This window comes from Bradyrhizobium sp. HKCCYLR20261 (assembly GCF_051168435.1).
GTDB lineage: Bacteria > Pseudomonadota > Alphaproteobacteria > Rhizobiales > Xanthobacteraceae > Bradyrhizobium.
The window spans coordinates 23,915-37,853 of the sequence record NZ_JBNPUZ010000007.1 but is presented as its reverse complement, the minus strand read 5'-3'; the positions used below and the strand labels follow the sequence as shown (position 1 = coordinate 37,853).

The window sequence follows — 13,939 nt, the reverse complement described above, 5'->3', positions numbered from 1 at the left end:
GTCGCCCCATGACGCCGCACGAACTTGCCGAACCGGCCGAGCTCGATCCGCCCCGCCTCGCGGCGATTCTCTACGGACCGGGCGACGATGCCGACACCCTGCTCGACGATTTCGTGCAAGGCCTGATGCAGCGCGGCGTGCGCGTCGGCGGCATCGTCCAGCGCAACACGCGGGACGAGATCGGCCGCAAGAGCGGAATGGATGTCATCGACCTGACCAATGGCGATACGATCTCGATCTGCCAGGACCTCGGCAGCGGGTCCACCGCCTGCAAGCTCGACTCCGCGGGCCTCGCCGAAGCCGGCATGGCCGTCCACCGCGCCATCGCCGCTCATGCCGATCTCATCGTGGTGAACAAGTTCTCCAAGCAGGAATCGGCTGGCGGCGGATTGCGCGGCGAGCTCGCTGACGCGATCACGTCCGGAATTCCGGTGCTGACCGCCGTGCCGCAGAAATGCATCGAAGACTGGCGGACCTTCACCGGCAATCTCGGCACCCTGCTGCCCCCGTCGCGCTCCGCAATGGAGTCCTGGTGGCTGGACCTCAGCACGGTTCGTACCTCCGCCGGCTGACCGGCGCCGGCGCATAAGGCTGGCCGCTACTTGCCGATCATCACATCGGACGACTTGATCACGGCCGACACAGTGTCGCCGACGGCGAGCCCAAGCTCTTCCACGGCTTCATTGGTAATCGCCGAAAACACCGTCAATCCCGGCGCGAGCTCGACCCTGACATGGGCCGTGGTCGCGCCCTTGGACACCGAGACGACCGTCCCCGGCAAAACATTCCGTGCGCTCAGCTTCACCTGCCGCTCCTCATTCCCCCGCAGCTCCATTGCTGCGATCGGATGTAAGCAGAGACGGCACAAGGACTCAATGACCTATATCAATTATGATATAGGATAGACCGGACGGCCACACGCGTCATGCGCTACGCCGTCCCTGGCCTCTGCCAATCTCAACCGAACTTGAACAGCACGCCGTAACCGCCGCGCGGATAGCTCCACTCGATGTCGCCGCTGGCCTCGCCGATCACCCGGCAGGTGCCGCATTCGATGCAGCCGTCGACGGTGATCTCGACCTGGCCGGAATCGTTCAGCTCATAGCACCGGGCCGGGCAGGCCTTGAGCAGCGCCTTGAGCTGCGGGCTCGGCGTCGTATGCGGACGGACCTTGATATGGGCCCGGCCGGGATCGACCTGGTAGCGATTGTAGAACAGCTTGTCTTCGACCCGCACTGCGACATCCGTGCTCATGTCCGTTCTCCCTTGGGTTCGGTTGCTTCGTTCATTCCTCGACTAGCGCCACGCCCGCGCGAACTTGAAGGCGTCGCCAAACAGGCCCGTCCATGACCGCGCACTCACGAAGGAGCGCAGCGTGCTGCTCTCCTTCTCCTTCTTCGGCGTGCCGTCGACGCGCACGAAGTTCTGCATTGCCTTGGAGACGAGCTGCGGATAGGTGAGGAAGAAGTTCTGCGACTGGTTGTGCAGCAGCGCCGGCATGTCCTTGTACTTCTTCAGATCCTTGATGACGAAGGACTCCTCCAGCATCTTCTTGTAGAGCGAAAGGTTAGCCTTGGTCATCGGATCGCGGCGCGACTTGACCTGGAAGATCGCCTCGGCCGCGATGCGGCCGGAGGTCATGGCAAGGTTCGATCCCTCGCGATGAATCGCATTGTTGAGCTGGGCGGCATCGCCGACCACCACCCAGCCATCGCCGCAGAGCTCGGGAATCGCGTTGTAACCGCCTTCGGGGATCAGGTGCGCCGAGTACTCCTTCACCTCCGAGCCCTCGATCAGCGGCGCCACCGACGGATGCCGCTTGAAGTTCTCGAGCAAGCCGTAGGGCGTCTCGCCGGTCTTCTGGAAGTCGGAGACGAGACAGCCGATGCCGAGCGAGATGCACTCCTTGTTGGAGTAGATGAAGCCCATGCCGGTCATGCCGCGGGAGATCGTGCCGGCGGCCTCGATCACCGCGCCTTCGTCGCCCTTGAGGTTGAAGCGTGCCTCGATCGTCTCGCGCGGCAGGAAGTGCATCTCCTTGACCGCAAGCGCAACGTTCTCCGGCTTCGGCCGCTCGCGCAGGCCGGCGCGCGTGCCGAGCAGGCCGTTGACGCCTTCGGCCAAAACGACCACGTCGGCGTGGATCTCACCATCGCGGCGATCGGTCCTGACGCCGATCACCTTCCCGTAGGCATCCTGAGCCAGCTCCGTTACCGTGGTCTCGCACAGCACCGTGGCGCCGGCTTCCTTGACCTTGGACGAGAACCATTTGTCGAACTGGGCGCGGATGATGGTGTAGCGGTTCGGCTTCTCCTCGTTGAAGTCGTCCGACTTGTAGTGCAGACCGACATGCGACTTGTCGTCCAGCATCCAGAAGCGCTGCTCGACCAGGTGCCGCTCCAGCGGCGCCTCCTCGCGGAACTCCGGGATCAGCTTCTCCAGCATGTCGGCATAGAGGATCGCGCCCTGCACGTTCTTCGAGCCGGAATACTCGCCGCGCTCGAGCTGCAGCACCTTCATGCCGCGCTGGGCCATGGTCAGCGCAGCCGCATTGCCGGCCATGCCGGCGCCCACGACGATCGCGTCGAAACGTTCCTCGATCATTGCCCTGCTCCTCTGGTGCCTAGCTAGCGATGCGGTCGCGCGAATGCGGCGACAGACGCGCGCGGAATGCTTCGGTCAGCGCCGGCAGTAGCCGGATCGCGTCGGTGACGATGCCGATATGCGCGAAGTCGAAGATCGGCGCGTTCTTGTCGGTGTTGATGGCGACGATCAGGTCTGCGCCCTCGACGCCGACCCGATGCTGGATCGCGCCGGAGATGCCGGCGGCGATATAGAGCTTCGGACGGATGGTCTTGCCGGTCTGCCCGATCTGGCGGTCGGAGGTGACCCAGCCCTTCTGCACCAGCGGCCGCGAGCAGCCGAACTCGGCGCCGAGCACCGCAGCCAGCCCCTTGACGAGCTGGAAGTTCTCGGGCGAGCCCAGGCCCAGACCGCCGGCGACGACGATGTCGGCATAGGCCAGATTCGATTTGGCGGAGTCGCGGTCCGGAATGAAGGACAGGATCTTGGTGACGATGTCCTCCTCGACCAGGCCGAGCTTGTGCTCGATGATCCGGGTCGCGGGCTTCTCGACGCGCTCGGGCATCGGCATCACGCGGGGGCGGACGGTCGCCATCTGCGGCCGGTAGTTCAGCGTGTAGATCGTGCAGAGCAGCGAGCCGCCGAAGGTCGGCCGCGTCGCCGCCAGCGAGCCGTCGGCATCGACGTCGAGCTCGGTGCAGTCGGCGGTGAGACCGGTCAGCAAGGTGGTCGCCACCGAGCCGGCGAGATCACGGCCCAGGGTGGTGGCACCGAGCAGCAGGATCTCAGGCTTGAAGGTGTTGACGGTGTCCGTCAGCGCCTTGGTGTAGGCTTCGTTGCGATAGTCGGTGAGCACCTCGTCGGCGACGATATAAGCGAGATCGGCGCCGTAGCAGAACGATTCCGCCGCGGCATGCTGCACGGCCTCTCCGGGCGGTCCGATCACCACCGCTGCGAGATCGACCTTCAGCTTGTCTGCGAGCTTGCGGCCGGCGCCCATCAGCTCCCAGGAGACAGGATGAACCTGGCCACGCTCCTGCTCGATGAACACCCAGACGTGCTTGTAGGCCTTGAAATGCTCCGGCAGCTCCTTCTTGGTCGCGGCGCGACCGGCTGCGGCGGGCGGTGCTTTGGTGGGTTCGCTCATGGTCGTCGTTCCCTCGATCCGTCAGAAGCCGTTGGTCAGAAGCCGTGCGCCGACGAAATCAGTTCGGCTTCGAGCTTCGGCTGGCGCTTGAACAGTTCTTCGATCAGCGCCTCCGCCGGCGGCTTATTGGCGAAGTCGACGAAGACCGCCTTTTCGGCGCGTGCCGACGGCGCGAACACGCGCTTGACGATGGTCGGCGAGCCCTTCAGGCCGCACTTGGAGATGTCCTCGACGCCTGCGTCCTTGGCGCTCCAGGTCACGATCTGCGCCCGCGCGGCGCGCAGTGCGTCGGCCATGGCGCCGCGGCGAATCTCGTTGGTCGCCTCCAGCATCGTCACGAGACAAGGCAGCTTGGTCTTGAGCACCTGCACGCCGCCTTCCGAGCGGCGCTCGGCCTCGATGGTGCGCGCGACCGGATCGACCTCGTTGATCTTGGCCACATAGGTGAGTTGCAGCAGCCCGAGCCGCTTGGCGATACCGGGCCCCACCTGTGCGGTGTCGCCGTCGATGGTCTGCTTGCCGGTGAACACGATATCCGGCGCACCGAAGGTCTCGCTGATCTTGCGGATGGCGGTCGCCAGCGCATAGGTCGTCGCCAGCGTGTCGGCACCTGCAAAGAAGCGGTCGGTGAGCAGCACCGCGCGATCGGCCCCGTAGGTCAGCGCGCGGCGCAACGAATCCTCGGCCGAGGGCGGACCCATGGTCAGCACGGTCACTTCGCCGCCGAACTTGTCGCGCAGCTGCAACGCGGCTTCAAGCGCAAACAGGTCGTAGGGATTGATGATGGTCGGCACGCCCTGGCGCATGATGGTATTGGTCACCGGATGGACGCGGATCTGCGCGGAGTCCGGGACCTGCTTGATGCAGACGACGATATGCATGCGATCTCTCCGGTGTAGGGCCTGCAATCAGGACAGCAATTGTCGTACCAGTTTCGAGCACGATGAATCTCATCGCCGATTCAATGCCTTGACCGAGACACTTGAAATTCTGCCGAGACGTCCTGCAGAGGTCCGACACGTCGCAAGCAACACGCGTCGGGAATACGACAGGAGCTCAACTCGCTTAGCTCGTTAGCAAACAGAAGCGCCGCCGGCAGAACCGGCGGCGCTTGCGGATATCATGATGAGTTCGTCTGCTACTTGAGAGTCGTCAGCGACACGAACGGCTTGGGCGCCGGCTTCGGCGGCGCCACGGCTTCCTTGAGCACCTTGAAGACGCGCTGGTCGAGCGGCGTCGACACCACGAAGTCCTGATAGGCCTGCTCCAGGAACGATTTGCAGCGGGTTGCGATCTCCTCGTTGGAGACGCCCGAGAAGTCCTCGCTGACGAGATACTGGCCCATCCGCCTGAGAATGTGCAGACGGCAGACGTTCAGGACCTTGGGATCGTAGTCGACGCCGAGCAGCTTGAAGAATTCTTCGGCCGCGGACGTCTGCTTCAGTTGCTCGAGCACATTCGGTGTTGCCGCACTCATTGCTTCGCTCCTTGAGTCAAAGTCGGGTCAACTTCGCATCCGTTGATCGGCGCCGGCGGCGGCGGCCCCTGGCGGACCTTCTGCCGGACATGCGCGAGCTGCGCTTCGAGGAACTCGATGCGGTCGAGCATCACCGACAGCGCCTCTCCCACGGGATCAGGCATCAGATGATGATCGAGATCGATACGGCCGACGGTGCGACGGTGCGTGAACTCCGGCCGCACCACCTTCGCGGGGATTCCAACCACGGTCACATCGGGAGGCGTGCTTTGGATGACGACGGAGTTGGCTCCGACCCGGGTGCGCGGGCCTATCGTAATCGGACCGAGGATTTTTGCGCCGGCCCCGACGACGACGCCATTCTCAAGCGTCGGATGCCGCTTGCCCGGCGACCAGGACGTGCCGCCGAGCGTGACGCCGTGGTACAGGGTGACGTCGTCGCCGACCTCGGCCGTCTCGCCGATCACGACGCAGGCGCCGTGGTCGATGAAGAAGCGGCGGCCGATCTGCGCGCCCGGATGGATGTCGACATTGGACAGGAAGCGTCCGAGCCACGACAACAGCCGCGCCGGAAAGCGCCAGCCGCTGATCCAGAAGCGATGCGCGAGGCGATGCCAGATCAGCGCATGAATGCCGGGATAGGTCAGCAAGGTCTCGATCTCGCTGCGCGCGGCCGGATCGCGCGAGCGGACGCAGCCGATGTCCTCGCGGATCAGCCGGAACAACGAGGGCGGGCTCGCTTCGGCGGCGACGGGCTTGGCGATCGGGTTATCCACGATGTCGGTCATGATCAGGCAAAGCTCGCGTGCGGGTGATCACAGACTTCGCGCCAGATGGCGGCAACGGCTTCCTTCGGCACCGGCCCCTTGTGCGCGACCGCATGCTTGCGCACCCGCGCGAGGATGCGTTGCGCCTGGTCGGCGCTCGCCGGCAGGCGCAGATCCGACAGCAGCGAGGTGATCGCCGAGAGACCTGAATGCTTGCCGATCACGATCCGGTTGGAACGGCCGAATAGCATCGGATCGAGCGCCTGATAGGTGCGCTGGTCCTTGAGCAGACCGTCGACGTGAATTCCCGACTCGTGGGTGAAGACATGCTCGCCGACGATCGCCTTGTTGAGCGGAATCGCGCGCGCCGCGGCGGCGGCCACGACATTCGCGACATGGTCGAGCTCGGCCAGCACGATTCCGGTCTCGCGGCCGTACAGCTGCCGCAGCGCCACGGCGACCTCTTCCAGCGGCGCATTGCCGGCGCGTTCGCCGAGCCCGATCACCGTGACGGATGCATGCGTCGCGCCGGCCTTGACCGCGGCCAGCGTGTTGGCGGTGGCGAGACCAAGATCGTCATGGCCATGAAACTCGATTTCCAAGTCGGTCGTCGCACGCAAGGCACCGACCAGCGCGGAGGTCGCGTCGGGATCGAGCACGCTCAGCGTATCGGCGACACGGAAGCGGCGCGCACCGAGCGCCTTCGCGGTCGCGATCACCTCAGCGAGAAAACCGACATCCGCGCGCGACGAGTCCTCTCCGCCAACGGCGACCGCCAATCCTCGGCTCCTGGCATAACCCACGACGCGCTTGAGCAGATCCAGCGCAGCACTCCGGCCACCGCCGAGCTTGGCGGCGATCTGCACGTCCGATGTCGGGATGGAGACATTCACCATCGACACGCCCGCGGCGATGGCGGCATCGACGTCCGCCTCCCGCATACGGCACCAGCCGATGATGGTTGCCGGCAGATCGGCCTCGACGATGGCGCGGATGGCGGCGATCTCGTCGGCCCCCATCGCGGGCGTGCCGGCCTCGATCTCGGGAACGCCGGCCCGCGCCAGCGCGCGGGCGATCGCGACCTTCTCGGTGAGGGCGAAAGCGACGCCCGGGGCCTGCTCGCCATCGCGGAGCGTGGTGTCGTTCAGGATGACCCGGGGCATCGGGCTCCCGGACGTCGAACTCCCAAAACCCTTGCTCCCGAAAGCAGAGCCGGCATCCCGGGCACTCCTGATGCCATTCTTGGGCCCGCGCGGTCCGAGGACGTCAGGCATTCACTTGCTCCGTCGCAACCTGTGTCGACCGCCAGAGCTCGACGCTCCATCCACGGCCTGTCAGTCACTCAGCAACGGCCATGCCAGGGCCGGCCACCGCTTTAATCGCTTGAGTTTGCGTGTGTTTTCCGAACGACCGAGATTGTCGGCTTTGTAACAGGGTCGGAAATCGGACGTGCCGGAGATGGAAAGACTTGCGGTCGACGCGGTGGCCCGTGCCTCAGCCGTGGCGATTACGGCGCAGGTGAATGACGACGTCGACCCGCTCCATGGCATAGCCCGGCAGCGGCTCGGGCAGTTGCTCGAACGCGACGACATCAGGCACGTCGACGAGCTCGCCCTCGTCCTCGTAGAAGAAGTGCGGATGCACCGTGGTGTTGGTGTCGAAGAACGACCGGGAGCCGTCGACGCCGATCTGCCTGAGCAGACCGAGCTCCACGAACTGATTGAGCGTATTGTAGATGGTCGCCTGCGAGATCTTCATGCCGGTCGCGACCGCCTCGGCATAGAGCACGTCGGCGGTGATGTGACGGTTGCCATTGCCGAACAGGATGCGGCTGAGCTGCTGGCGCTGCTGGGTCGGACGCAAGCCGGCCAGCCTCAGCGCGTCCTCGCAGCGGCGCATCAGGGCCTCGCCAGCCTCGCAGGTCTCCGCTTCGGGACAGCGTCCGTGGTCGGAGTTGCAGGGAGATCCAAGCTGGGGGTCCATCAACATCGTCGCAGTCCTTGACTTTACATGGCGGCGTTGGCCGCCTCCTGCAGCGCCACCTCGCGGCGCCGCTCGGCCATCCGGCTCTCACCGCTCTCCTCGCCAAAGCAGAGCGCGAAATCGTTGCATTGGGTGCAGACCGGCGTCGTGCACATCACGAAGCCGTCGTCCTCGCACAGCATGCGGTAGAAGAAGCGCTTCCAGCGCATGTTTCTCGTGTTGCGGCTCGCCAGCGGCCCGAAATGGCGCATCAGCAGCCGCGACAATTCGGACCGCTCGCGCAGGCCGAGGTCTTCCCAGAGATGGTTCGGCTCCATCGCGCGCCGAGCGACCATCGCCGCGAGCCAGCGGCTGACGTCGCCATCGGTCGAGCGCTGTGCCGTCAGCAGATCGCGCACCATCGCGATCTCGTCGTCATCAGGCGCTGGAGCTGCGCCGTTGATCGGCAGCCAGGTCGAATCGATCGCGGCAGCGGGAAACAACTGCGCCAGCAGCGCGATCAGCTCGACGGTCGAAAGCCCTGCGCGCTCAGCGAGCGCGCCATGCTCCATCGCCGACACTGCGAGGATCGATGCGATCACGTGGCGGTCGAAGTCGAAGTCGTCGTCGATCACCGCCTCGGCTGGGTCGTTCCCTGTGAGCAGGCGGTAGATCTGCCGGCCATGATGCCGCTTGTCGTCCTCGAAAGCGAGCGGTGCTTGCAGGTTCACCGCGGCGGCATGCGACGTATCGACGATTGCGATGGTCATGGCGCGATCTCCTATCGAGGCCGATGAGAGTTCGAAGAAGAGGTACCGGCCTTCCGACGGGAGGAAGGCCGGTACCAAGACTGCTTAAGCCGTTGCGGCGAGTTCGGCGGCAGTCTTTCCGATCTGGCTCTCGTCGACCGCCTTCATGATGCCGTGCTCCATCAGCATGTCCTCGAGCTCGTCCATCGTGATCGGGGTCGGGATGATGCCCTTGCCGGCATTGCCGTGGATCTTGGTCGCCAGGTTGCGGTAGTGGTTGGCCTGGACCGACTCCGGCGCGTATTCCAGAACGGTCATGCGGCGCAACTCGGCGTGCTGCACGATGTTGTCGCGCGGCACGAAGTAGATCAGCTGGGTGCCGAGCTTCTTGGCGAGGGCCTCAGCCAGCTCCAGCTCCTTGTCGGTCTGGCGCTCGTTGCAGACCAGGCCGCCCAGGCGCACGCCGCCGGAGTTCGCATACTTCAGAATGCCCTTGGAGATGTTGTTGGCGGCATACATCGCCATCATCTCGCCGGACATCACGATGTAGATCTCCTGCGCCTTGTTCTCGCGGATCGGCATCGCGAAGCCGCCGCAGACCACGTCGCCGAGCACGTCGTAGGACACGTAGTCGATGTCCTCATAGGCGCCGTTCTCTTCCAGGAAGTTGATCGAGGTGATCACGCCGCGGCCGGCGCAGCCGACGCCCGGCTCCGGACCGCCGGACTCGACGCAACGGATGTCGCGATAGCCGACCTTCATGACCTCTTCGATCTCGAGGTCCTCGACGCTGCCGGCGGCAGCGGCCAGGCTCAGGATGGTGTCCTGCGCCTTGGCGTGCAGGATCAGGCGGGTCGAATCCGCCTTGGGGTCGCAGCCGACGATCAGGATCCGATGACCCATCTCGGCCAGCGCGGCCAGGGTGTTTTGCGACGTCGTCGACTTGCCGATGCCGCCTTTGCCGTAGAATGCGATTTGTCGCAGGGATGCCATTCTGCTCTCCATCAACCGATTGCTATGGCCGCGCCCGCTTGCAGCGGAGCGTGACCGCGTCCTCTCATGTGTCCGAACCGGCAGACGGGTTATTGGGAAGGAGAGCATCGCTCGTCCGAAGCGTCGGCGTGCACTCAGCCCTCAACCATTGCCTGACCAGAGTTTTGCAACGGCTGTGCCAGCGCGCCCCGCGCTACAAAATGATCGTGTTTAGAAGGAGATGCCAAGCAAACCGCCCAGCGATACGGGTTGTTGCAAACCCGACATCGGAACGCTTCGCAAGATCGCACGCGGTGCCGCGCTGTCCGAAACGACACAACGGCTACTGTTTTCCTGCGGAATCCGAGCCGGAACGGGATTTGCTAGATCCTCATCGCAGCCTTGCGGCCAAGGATCTTGCGATTTGAGGAGGATGCGATGCAGATCGGAGTTGAAACGGCGAAAGCGGTGGACCAGCGGCGCGTGTTCGTGATCGATGATGACGAGATCACCCGCGCCGCCCTGCAGTTCATGCTGCACGATGAGATCGAGACTCACGAGCTGGCGACACCGGAAGAAGCCTATGAGAAGGGCGTCGACTGGCTGGCGCCGAACGTGGTCCTGCTCGGGGTCTCCTTTCTCAAGCAGCGCGGGCCTGAGCTGGTGCGCGAGATCGCCGCCAAGTTCAAGGGCGTTCGGATCCTGATCGTGACCGCGAAGGCGGACGAGGCGATCGCCATCGAAGGGCTGAAGGCGGGCGCGCATGGCGCAGTGGTCAAGCCGCTCACCATCGAGTCCGTGCGCAAGAAGGTCGACACCATTCTCGGCCGCGCCGGCGGCGCGCAGTTGGTCCAGCTCGGCGGGCTCTGACGTGGCCACCGTCGTGTTCTACGAGAAGCCGGGCTGCGGCACCAACGCCCGGCAGAAGCTGATGCTAACGCGCGCCGGCCACGAGGTCGTCGCGCGAAATCTCCTGACCGAACCGTGGACCGGCGAGCGGCTGCGCGCCTACTTCGCCGGAACGCCGGTGTGGTCCTGGTTCAACCCGGCCTCGCCGCGCGTCAAATCCGGAGAAATCGAGCCGGAGGCGACCAACGCGGTCGCAGCCATCGACCTGATGCTGGAGGACCCGCTGCTGATCCGGCGTCCCCTGATCGAGGCCGGCGGCCAGTGCTGCGCCGGCTTCGATCGCGAGCCGGTGCTGTCGCTGCTGCAGCGGGAGGATGATCTCGACGACGTCCAGGGCTGCACGCGGCCCGAGGCCTCACCCTGCCCGGAGCCGCGCTGAGCGGCTCCGGTCGAAGCCTCAGCGCTTCAGCACCATCACCAGCCGGTCGACGCGCTTGCCTTGCTTGAAGTGGGATTCGACGATCTCGTCGATATCCTCGGGCTTGGTCGGCCGATACCAGATGCCATCGGGATAGACCACCATCATCGGCCCGGCGCTGCAGAAGCCGAAGCAGCCGGCCGCGGTGACACCGACATCCGTCAGCCGCTGCGCCTCGATCGTCTTGGTCAGCCGGTCCCACAGCGGCTGCACGCCGAGCGCGCCGCAGCTGCCGCGCGGATGGCCCGGCGGACGCTGCGTCAGGCAGACGAAGGCGTGATATTTGTAGAGCTGCGGAATCTCGAAATCGTCATCCGCCTCTGCGACACCGCCGTCGCTCATGATGCGGCCGCCTTGATGCCCTTGTCGGCCAGCAGGGTCGCGAGCTCGCCGGCCTGGAACATCTCGCGCACGATGTCGCAACCGCCGACGAACTCGCCCTTGATATAGAGCTGAGGAATGGTCGGCCAGTTGGAGAACTCCTTGATGCCCTCGCGGATGAAGGGATCCGCCAGCACGTTGACGCCTTCATAGGGGACGTCGAGCTTAGCCAGGATCTGCGCAACGGCAGCCGAGAAGCCGCATTGCGGCGCCGCCGGCACGCCCTTCATAAAGAGAACGATGTCATTGCTGTCGATCAGCTTCTGAATGCGTTCGGATGTCGACATTGTATTATCCTTTCGTCCCTGGATGTGTCGCGGCAGCGATCATTTCGGCAATGACGTCTCGAGCGCCAGCGCATGCAGCACGCCGCCCATCTGGCCCTTGAGGGCCGAATAGACCATCTGATGCTGCTGCACCCGGCTCTTCCCGGCGAAAGCCTGCGAGGTGACGCGTGCCGAATAATGGTCGCCGTCACCGGCCAGGTCTTCGATCACGACGACTGCATCCGGGAACGCCTCCTTGATCAGACGTTCGATATCAGTTGCTGCCATCGCCATCGTTGTGTCTCCCGCTGGATTGATGATGGCGTCATGCAAGCTCCGAACCAGCGATTTGCGGGTACCGGACGCTGTCCCGGCTCTGCTCAAGCGGCGATTTGACGACGAGCGCGTCGGCTTTGCGACAAGGACGACGATGCGACCCAGGCTCGGCGTTCAAAATCCAACAGGCCCGCGCGTTTTCGCCGGCTTCGCGGCGATGACGGCCTCTGCTGCACCACCGCAAAAACGGTCCGCGTCTTGCAATGATTTGATCGAGGTCAATGCAGATGCTCGAACTCGTCAGCGAACCCGACACGATCAACTTCGGCGATCTTCCCGAGGAGATCGACGCGCTGCTGCAGCAGGGCGTGGCGGCCTATCGCCGCGACCACGCCCGCGCCGACCGGCTGTTTCGTCAGGCGCTCGCTGCCGCCCCGCAGGAGCTGCCGACCTATTTCTGTCTCTATAAGATTCACACTTATCAAGGCCACCTCGACGAGGCCAAGGCCGTTGCCGAGCTCGGCCTCGCCGAGGCGGCGCGCCAGGCTGGCTGGTCTTCGGATTGGCGGCAATGGGTGCCGCATGATCCGCTGCCCGACGGCGCCGGCCGCTTCGCGCTTTACACGTTGAAGGCACTGGCCTTCATCCATCTGCGCAAGAACGATCCCGACAGCGCGGCCGAGATGCTGGCAGCGCTGCGCCAGCTCGACCCGTCCGGCGCGGTCGGATGGCCGGTCGTGGCGGCGCTCGCCGACGGGCTCGATGCGGAGTGAGTCCCCGGCCATGCAGCATCCCACGCGCGATCTCGACAGGACTTCCAACGACCATCCCCCGGTGCGAACCAGGACAATGAGAGGACCCAACGCATGATGAGCATGCACGCCGCTCCCCCTCCCTCCCCGTCGCAGAGCCCGCTGGCGACCGGCTCCCAGGATGCCGCCGAGAGCGTGATCGCCGCGCTTCGGACAGTGTACGATCCGGAGATTCCGGTGAACGTCTACGACCTCGGCCTCGTCTATCGCATCGCGCATGAAGGCGGCGGCGCGGTCGAGATCGACATGACGCTCACGGCGCCGGGCTGCCCGGTCGCGAGCGAGATCGTCCGCATGGTCGAAGATGCCGTGCAGTCGGTCGACGGCGTCATGTCGGTCAAGGTCACGCTCGTGTTCGAGCCGCCGTGGGACAAGTCGCGGATGTCGGAAGAGACCGCCCTGGAGCTGGGCTTGTTGTAACGCGCGCAAACCGCGCCAACGACGCAGGAGCATCACATGGCTACCGAAAGCACCATCAAGCTCACCGCCAACGACGGACATACGTTCCAGGCGTTCCGTGCCGATCCAGCCGACACGCCCAAAGGCGCCATCGTCGTGCTGCCGGACGGCAACGGCAGCAGCAAGGTCCGCAAGGTCGCCGACGCCTTCGCCGCGAGCGGCTATGTCGTGATCGCGCCGGAGCTGACACCGCCGGCGGCGGTCGAGACCACGGCAGACGGCGAGGCGCCGGCGGCGGCACAGGATCCGGTCGCCCCTCTGCTTGCAGAAATCCAGTCGACCGTCGACAGCGTCAAGGACTGCGGCAAGGTGGCCGTGGTCGGCTACGGTGCCGGCGGCGGCCTCGCCTACAACGCCGCGAACCGCGTGTCCGGGCTTGCCTGCGCCGTCAGCTACTACGCGACCGGCGTGGTCGACGCCGCCGGCGCCAAGCGCAAGGTCCCGACCTTGCTGCACTTCGGCGAAGCCGATGCGGTCGTGCCGTTTCCAGCCGTGAGCATGTTCCGCGCCGACCATCCCGAGGTCAGCGCCTTCTCCTATCCGAACGCCGCCCACGACTTCGACGCCGAGGGCGAGACCTATGATGAGACCGCCAGTGCGCTGGCGCAGGAGCGCACGCTCGCCTGGATCTCGCAATATGTCGTCGGCCAGCCGCCGATCACCCTGAAGAACGCCGGCGCCTATGCGCTCGCCAAGGTCGACAAGAAAAAGAAGAAAAAGGCGGATGACGACATGGGTCCGCCCGCCGATTGACACCCGAT

At 65.0% G+C, this 13,939-nt stretch carries 20 protein-coding genes; 6 read left to right on the top strand and 14 right to left on the bottom strand.

What is annotated here, in order from left to right; genetic code table 11:
• Positions 1-8 precede the first annotated feature (8 nt).
• Entirely contained in the window at positions 9-572 is a 564-nt protein-coding gene (locus ACQR1L_RS18205) for a DUF2478 domain-containing protein (RefSeq protein WP_434859294.1), read from the top strand.
• Positions 573-598: 26 nt separating this feature from the next.
• On the opposite strand, the gene ACQR1L_RS18200 is transcribed toward ACQR1L_RS18205, so the two are convergent.
• From ACQR1L_RS18200 to nifH, 11 genes are all read right to left on the bottom strand, one after another.
• On the bottom strand, positions 599-805 hold the full coding sequence (locus tag ACQR1L_RS18200; protein WP_434859293.1) for a TOBE domain-containing protein: 207 nt from the start codon (positions 803-805) through the stop codon (positions 599-601).
• A 152-nt stretch (positions 806-957) separates the two neighbouring features.
• The gene (locus ACQR1L_RS18195; RefSeq protein WP_006609708.1) at positions 958-1,254 is read right to left on the bottom strand and encodes a ferredoxin family protein; all 297 of its coding nucleotides are present in this window, start codon (positions 1,252-1,254) and stop codon (positions 958-960) included.
• 42 nt (positions 1,255-1,296) lie between these two features.
• A complete protein-coding gene (locus tag ACQR1L_RS18190) occupies positions 1,297-2,604 on the bottom strand; it encodes an FAD-dependent monooxygenase (RefSeq protein WP_434859292.1) in 1,308 nt (435 codons plus the stop codon).
• A gap of 19 nt (positions 2,605-2,623) precedes the next feature.
• Positions 2,624-3,730, bottom strand: a complete 1,107-nt coding sequence (locus tag ACQR1L_RS18185) for an electron transfer flavoprotein subunit alpha/FixB family protein (RefSeq protein ID WP_434859291.1) — start codon at positions 3,728-3,730, stop codon at positions 2,624-2,626.
• Positions 3,731-3,765: 35 nt separating this feature from the next.
• A complete protein-coding gene (locus tag ACQR1L_RS18180; RefSeq protein ID WP_434859290.1) occupies positions 3,766-4,611 on the bottom strand; it encodes an electron transfer flavoprotein subunit beta/FixA family protein in 846 nt (281 codons plus the stop codon).
• Between the two features lie 257 nt (positions 4,612-4,868).
• Complete coding sequence (gene nifW / locus ACQR1L_RS18175; protein WP_434859289.1) at positions 4,869-5,207, bottom strand: nitrogenase stabilizing/protective protein NifW; 339 nt, start codon at positions 5,205-5,207, stop codon at positions 4,869-4,871.
• On the bottom strand, positions 5,204-5,995 hold the full coding sequence (gene cysE, locus ACQR1L_RS18170) for a serine O-acetyltransferase (protein WP_315721302.1): 792 nt from the start codon (positions 5,993-5,995) through the stop codon (positions 5,204-5,206). Before cysE ends, nifW begins: the two co-directional genes overlap by 4 nt.
• 2 nt (positions 5,996-5,997) lie before the next feature.
• Entirely contained in the window at positions 5,998-7,137 is a 1,140-nt protein-coding gene (gene nifV, locus ACQR1L_RS18165; RefSeq protein ID WP_434859288.1) for a homocitrate synthase, read from the bottom strand.
• A gap of 331 nt (positions 7,138-7,468) precedes the next feature.
• On the bottom strand, positions 7,469-7,963 hold the full coding sequence (gene irr, locus ACQR1L_RS18160; RefSeq protein WP_434859287.1) for a Fur family transcriptional regulator Irr: 495 nt from the start codon (positions 7,961-7,963) through the stop codon (positions 7,469-7,471).
• 17 nt (positions 7,964-7,980) lie between these two features.
• Positions 7,981-8,706 (bottom strand): nitrogen fixation protein NifQ, encoded by a 726-nt coding sequence (locus tag ACQR1L_RS18155; protein ID WP_434859286.1) that lies wholly within the window; start codon positions 8,704-8,706, stop codon positions 7,981-7,983.
• Between the two features lie 84 nt (positions 8,707-8,790).
• Positions 8,791-9,678, bottom strand: a complete 888-nt coding sequence (gene nifH / locus ACQR1L_RS18150) for a nitrogenase iron protein (RefSeq protein WP_012045780.1) — start codon at positions 9,676-9,678, stop codon at positions 8,791-8,793.
• Between the two features lie 417 nt (positions 9,679-10,095).
• Here nifH and ACQR1L_RS18145 point away from each other — a divergent pair, with 417 nt between their 5' ends.
• Together ACQR1L_RS18145 and ACQR1L_RS18140 are read left to right on the top strand one after the other, a co-directional pair.
• The gene (locus ACQR1L_RS18145; RefSeq protein WP_041756928.1) at positions 10,096-10,527 is read left to right on the top strand and encodes a response regulator transcription factor; all 432 of its coding nucleotides are present in this window, start codon (positions 10,096-10,098) and stop codon (positions 10,525-10,527) included.
• Position 10,528: 1 nt separating this feature from the next.
• A complete protein-coding gene (locus ACQR1L_RS18140) occupies positions 10,529-10,945 on the top strand; it encodes an ArsC/Spx/MgsR family protein (RefSeq protein WP_434859285.1) in 417 nt (138 codons plus the stop codon).
• An 18-nt stretch (positions 10,946-10,963) separates the two neighbouring features.
• Here ACQR1L_RS18140 and ACQR1L_RS18135 read toward each other — a convergent pair whose 3' ends face one another.
• From ACQR1L_RS18135 to ACQR1L_RS18125, 3 genes are read right to left on the bottom strand one after another with little or no spacing between them, the layout of a single operon-like run.
• Positions 10,964-11,326, bottom strand: a complete 363-nt coding sequence (locus tag ACQR1L_RS18135; RefSeq protein ID WP_434859284.1) for a (2Fe-2S) ferredoxin domain-containing protein — start codon at positions 11,324-11,326, stop codon at positions 10,964-10,966.
• A complete protein-coding gene (grxD, locus tag ACQR1L_RS18130) occupies positions 11,323-11,652 on the bottom strand; it encodes a Grx4 family monothiol glutaredoxin (protein ID WP_434859283.1) in 330 nt (109 codons plus the stop codon). The genes ACQR1L_RS18135 and grxD overlap by 4 nt, the downstream gene beginning before the upstream one ends.
• Positions 11,653-11,691: 39 nt before the next feature.
• On the bottom strand, positions 11,692-11,925 hold the full coding sequence (locus ACQR1L_RS18125; protein ID WP_006609694.1) for a BolA/IbaG family iron-sulfur metabolism protein: 234 nt from the start codon (positions 11,923-11,925) through the stop codon (positions 11,692-11,694).
• 263 nt (positions 11,926-12,188) lie between these two features.
• Here ACQR1L_RS18125 and ACQR1L_RS18120 point away from each other — a divergent pair, with 263 nt between their 5' ends.
• From ACQR1L_RS18120 to ACQR1L_RS18110, 3 genes are all read left to right on the top strand, one after another.
• Positions 12,189-12,680, top strand: a complete 492-nt coding sequence (locus tag ACQR1L_RS18120) for a tetratricopeptide repeat protein (RefSeq protein ID WP_434859282.1) — start codon at positions 12,189-12,191, stop codon at positions 12,678-12,680.
• A gap of 96 nt (positions 12,681-12,776) precedes the next feature.
• Positions 12,777-13,139 (top strand): iron-sulfur cluster assembly protein, encoded by a 363-nt coding sequence (locus ACQR1L_RS18115; protein WP_434859588.1) that lies wholly within the window; start codon positions 12,777-12,779, stop codon positions 13,137-13,139.
• Positions 13,140-13,175: 36 nt separating this feature from the next.
• Entirely contained in the window at positions 13,176-13,931 is a 756-nt protein-coding gene (locus ACQR1L_RS18110) for a dienelactone hydrolase family protein (RefSeq protein WP_434859281.1), read from the top strand.
• The last annotated feature ends 8 nt before the right edge of the window (positions 13,932-13,939 follow it).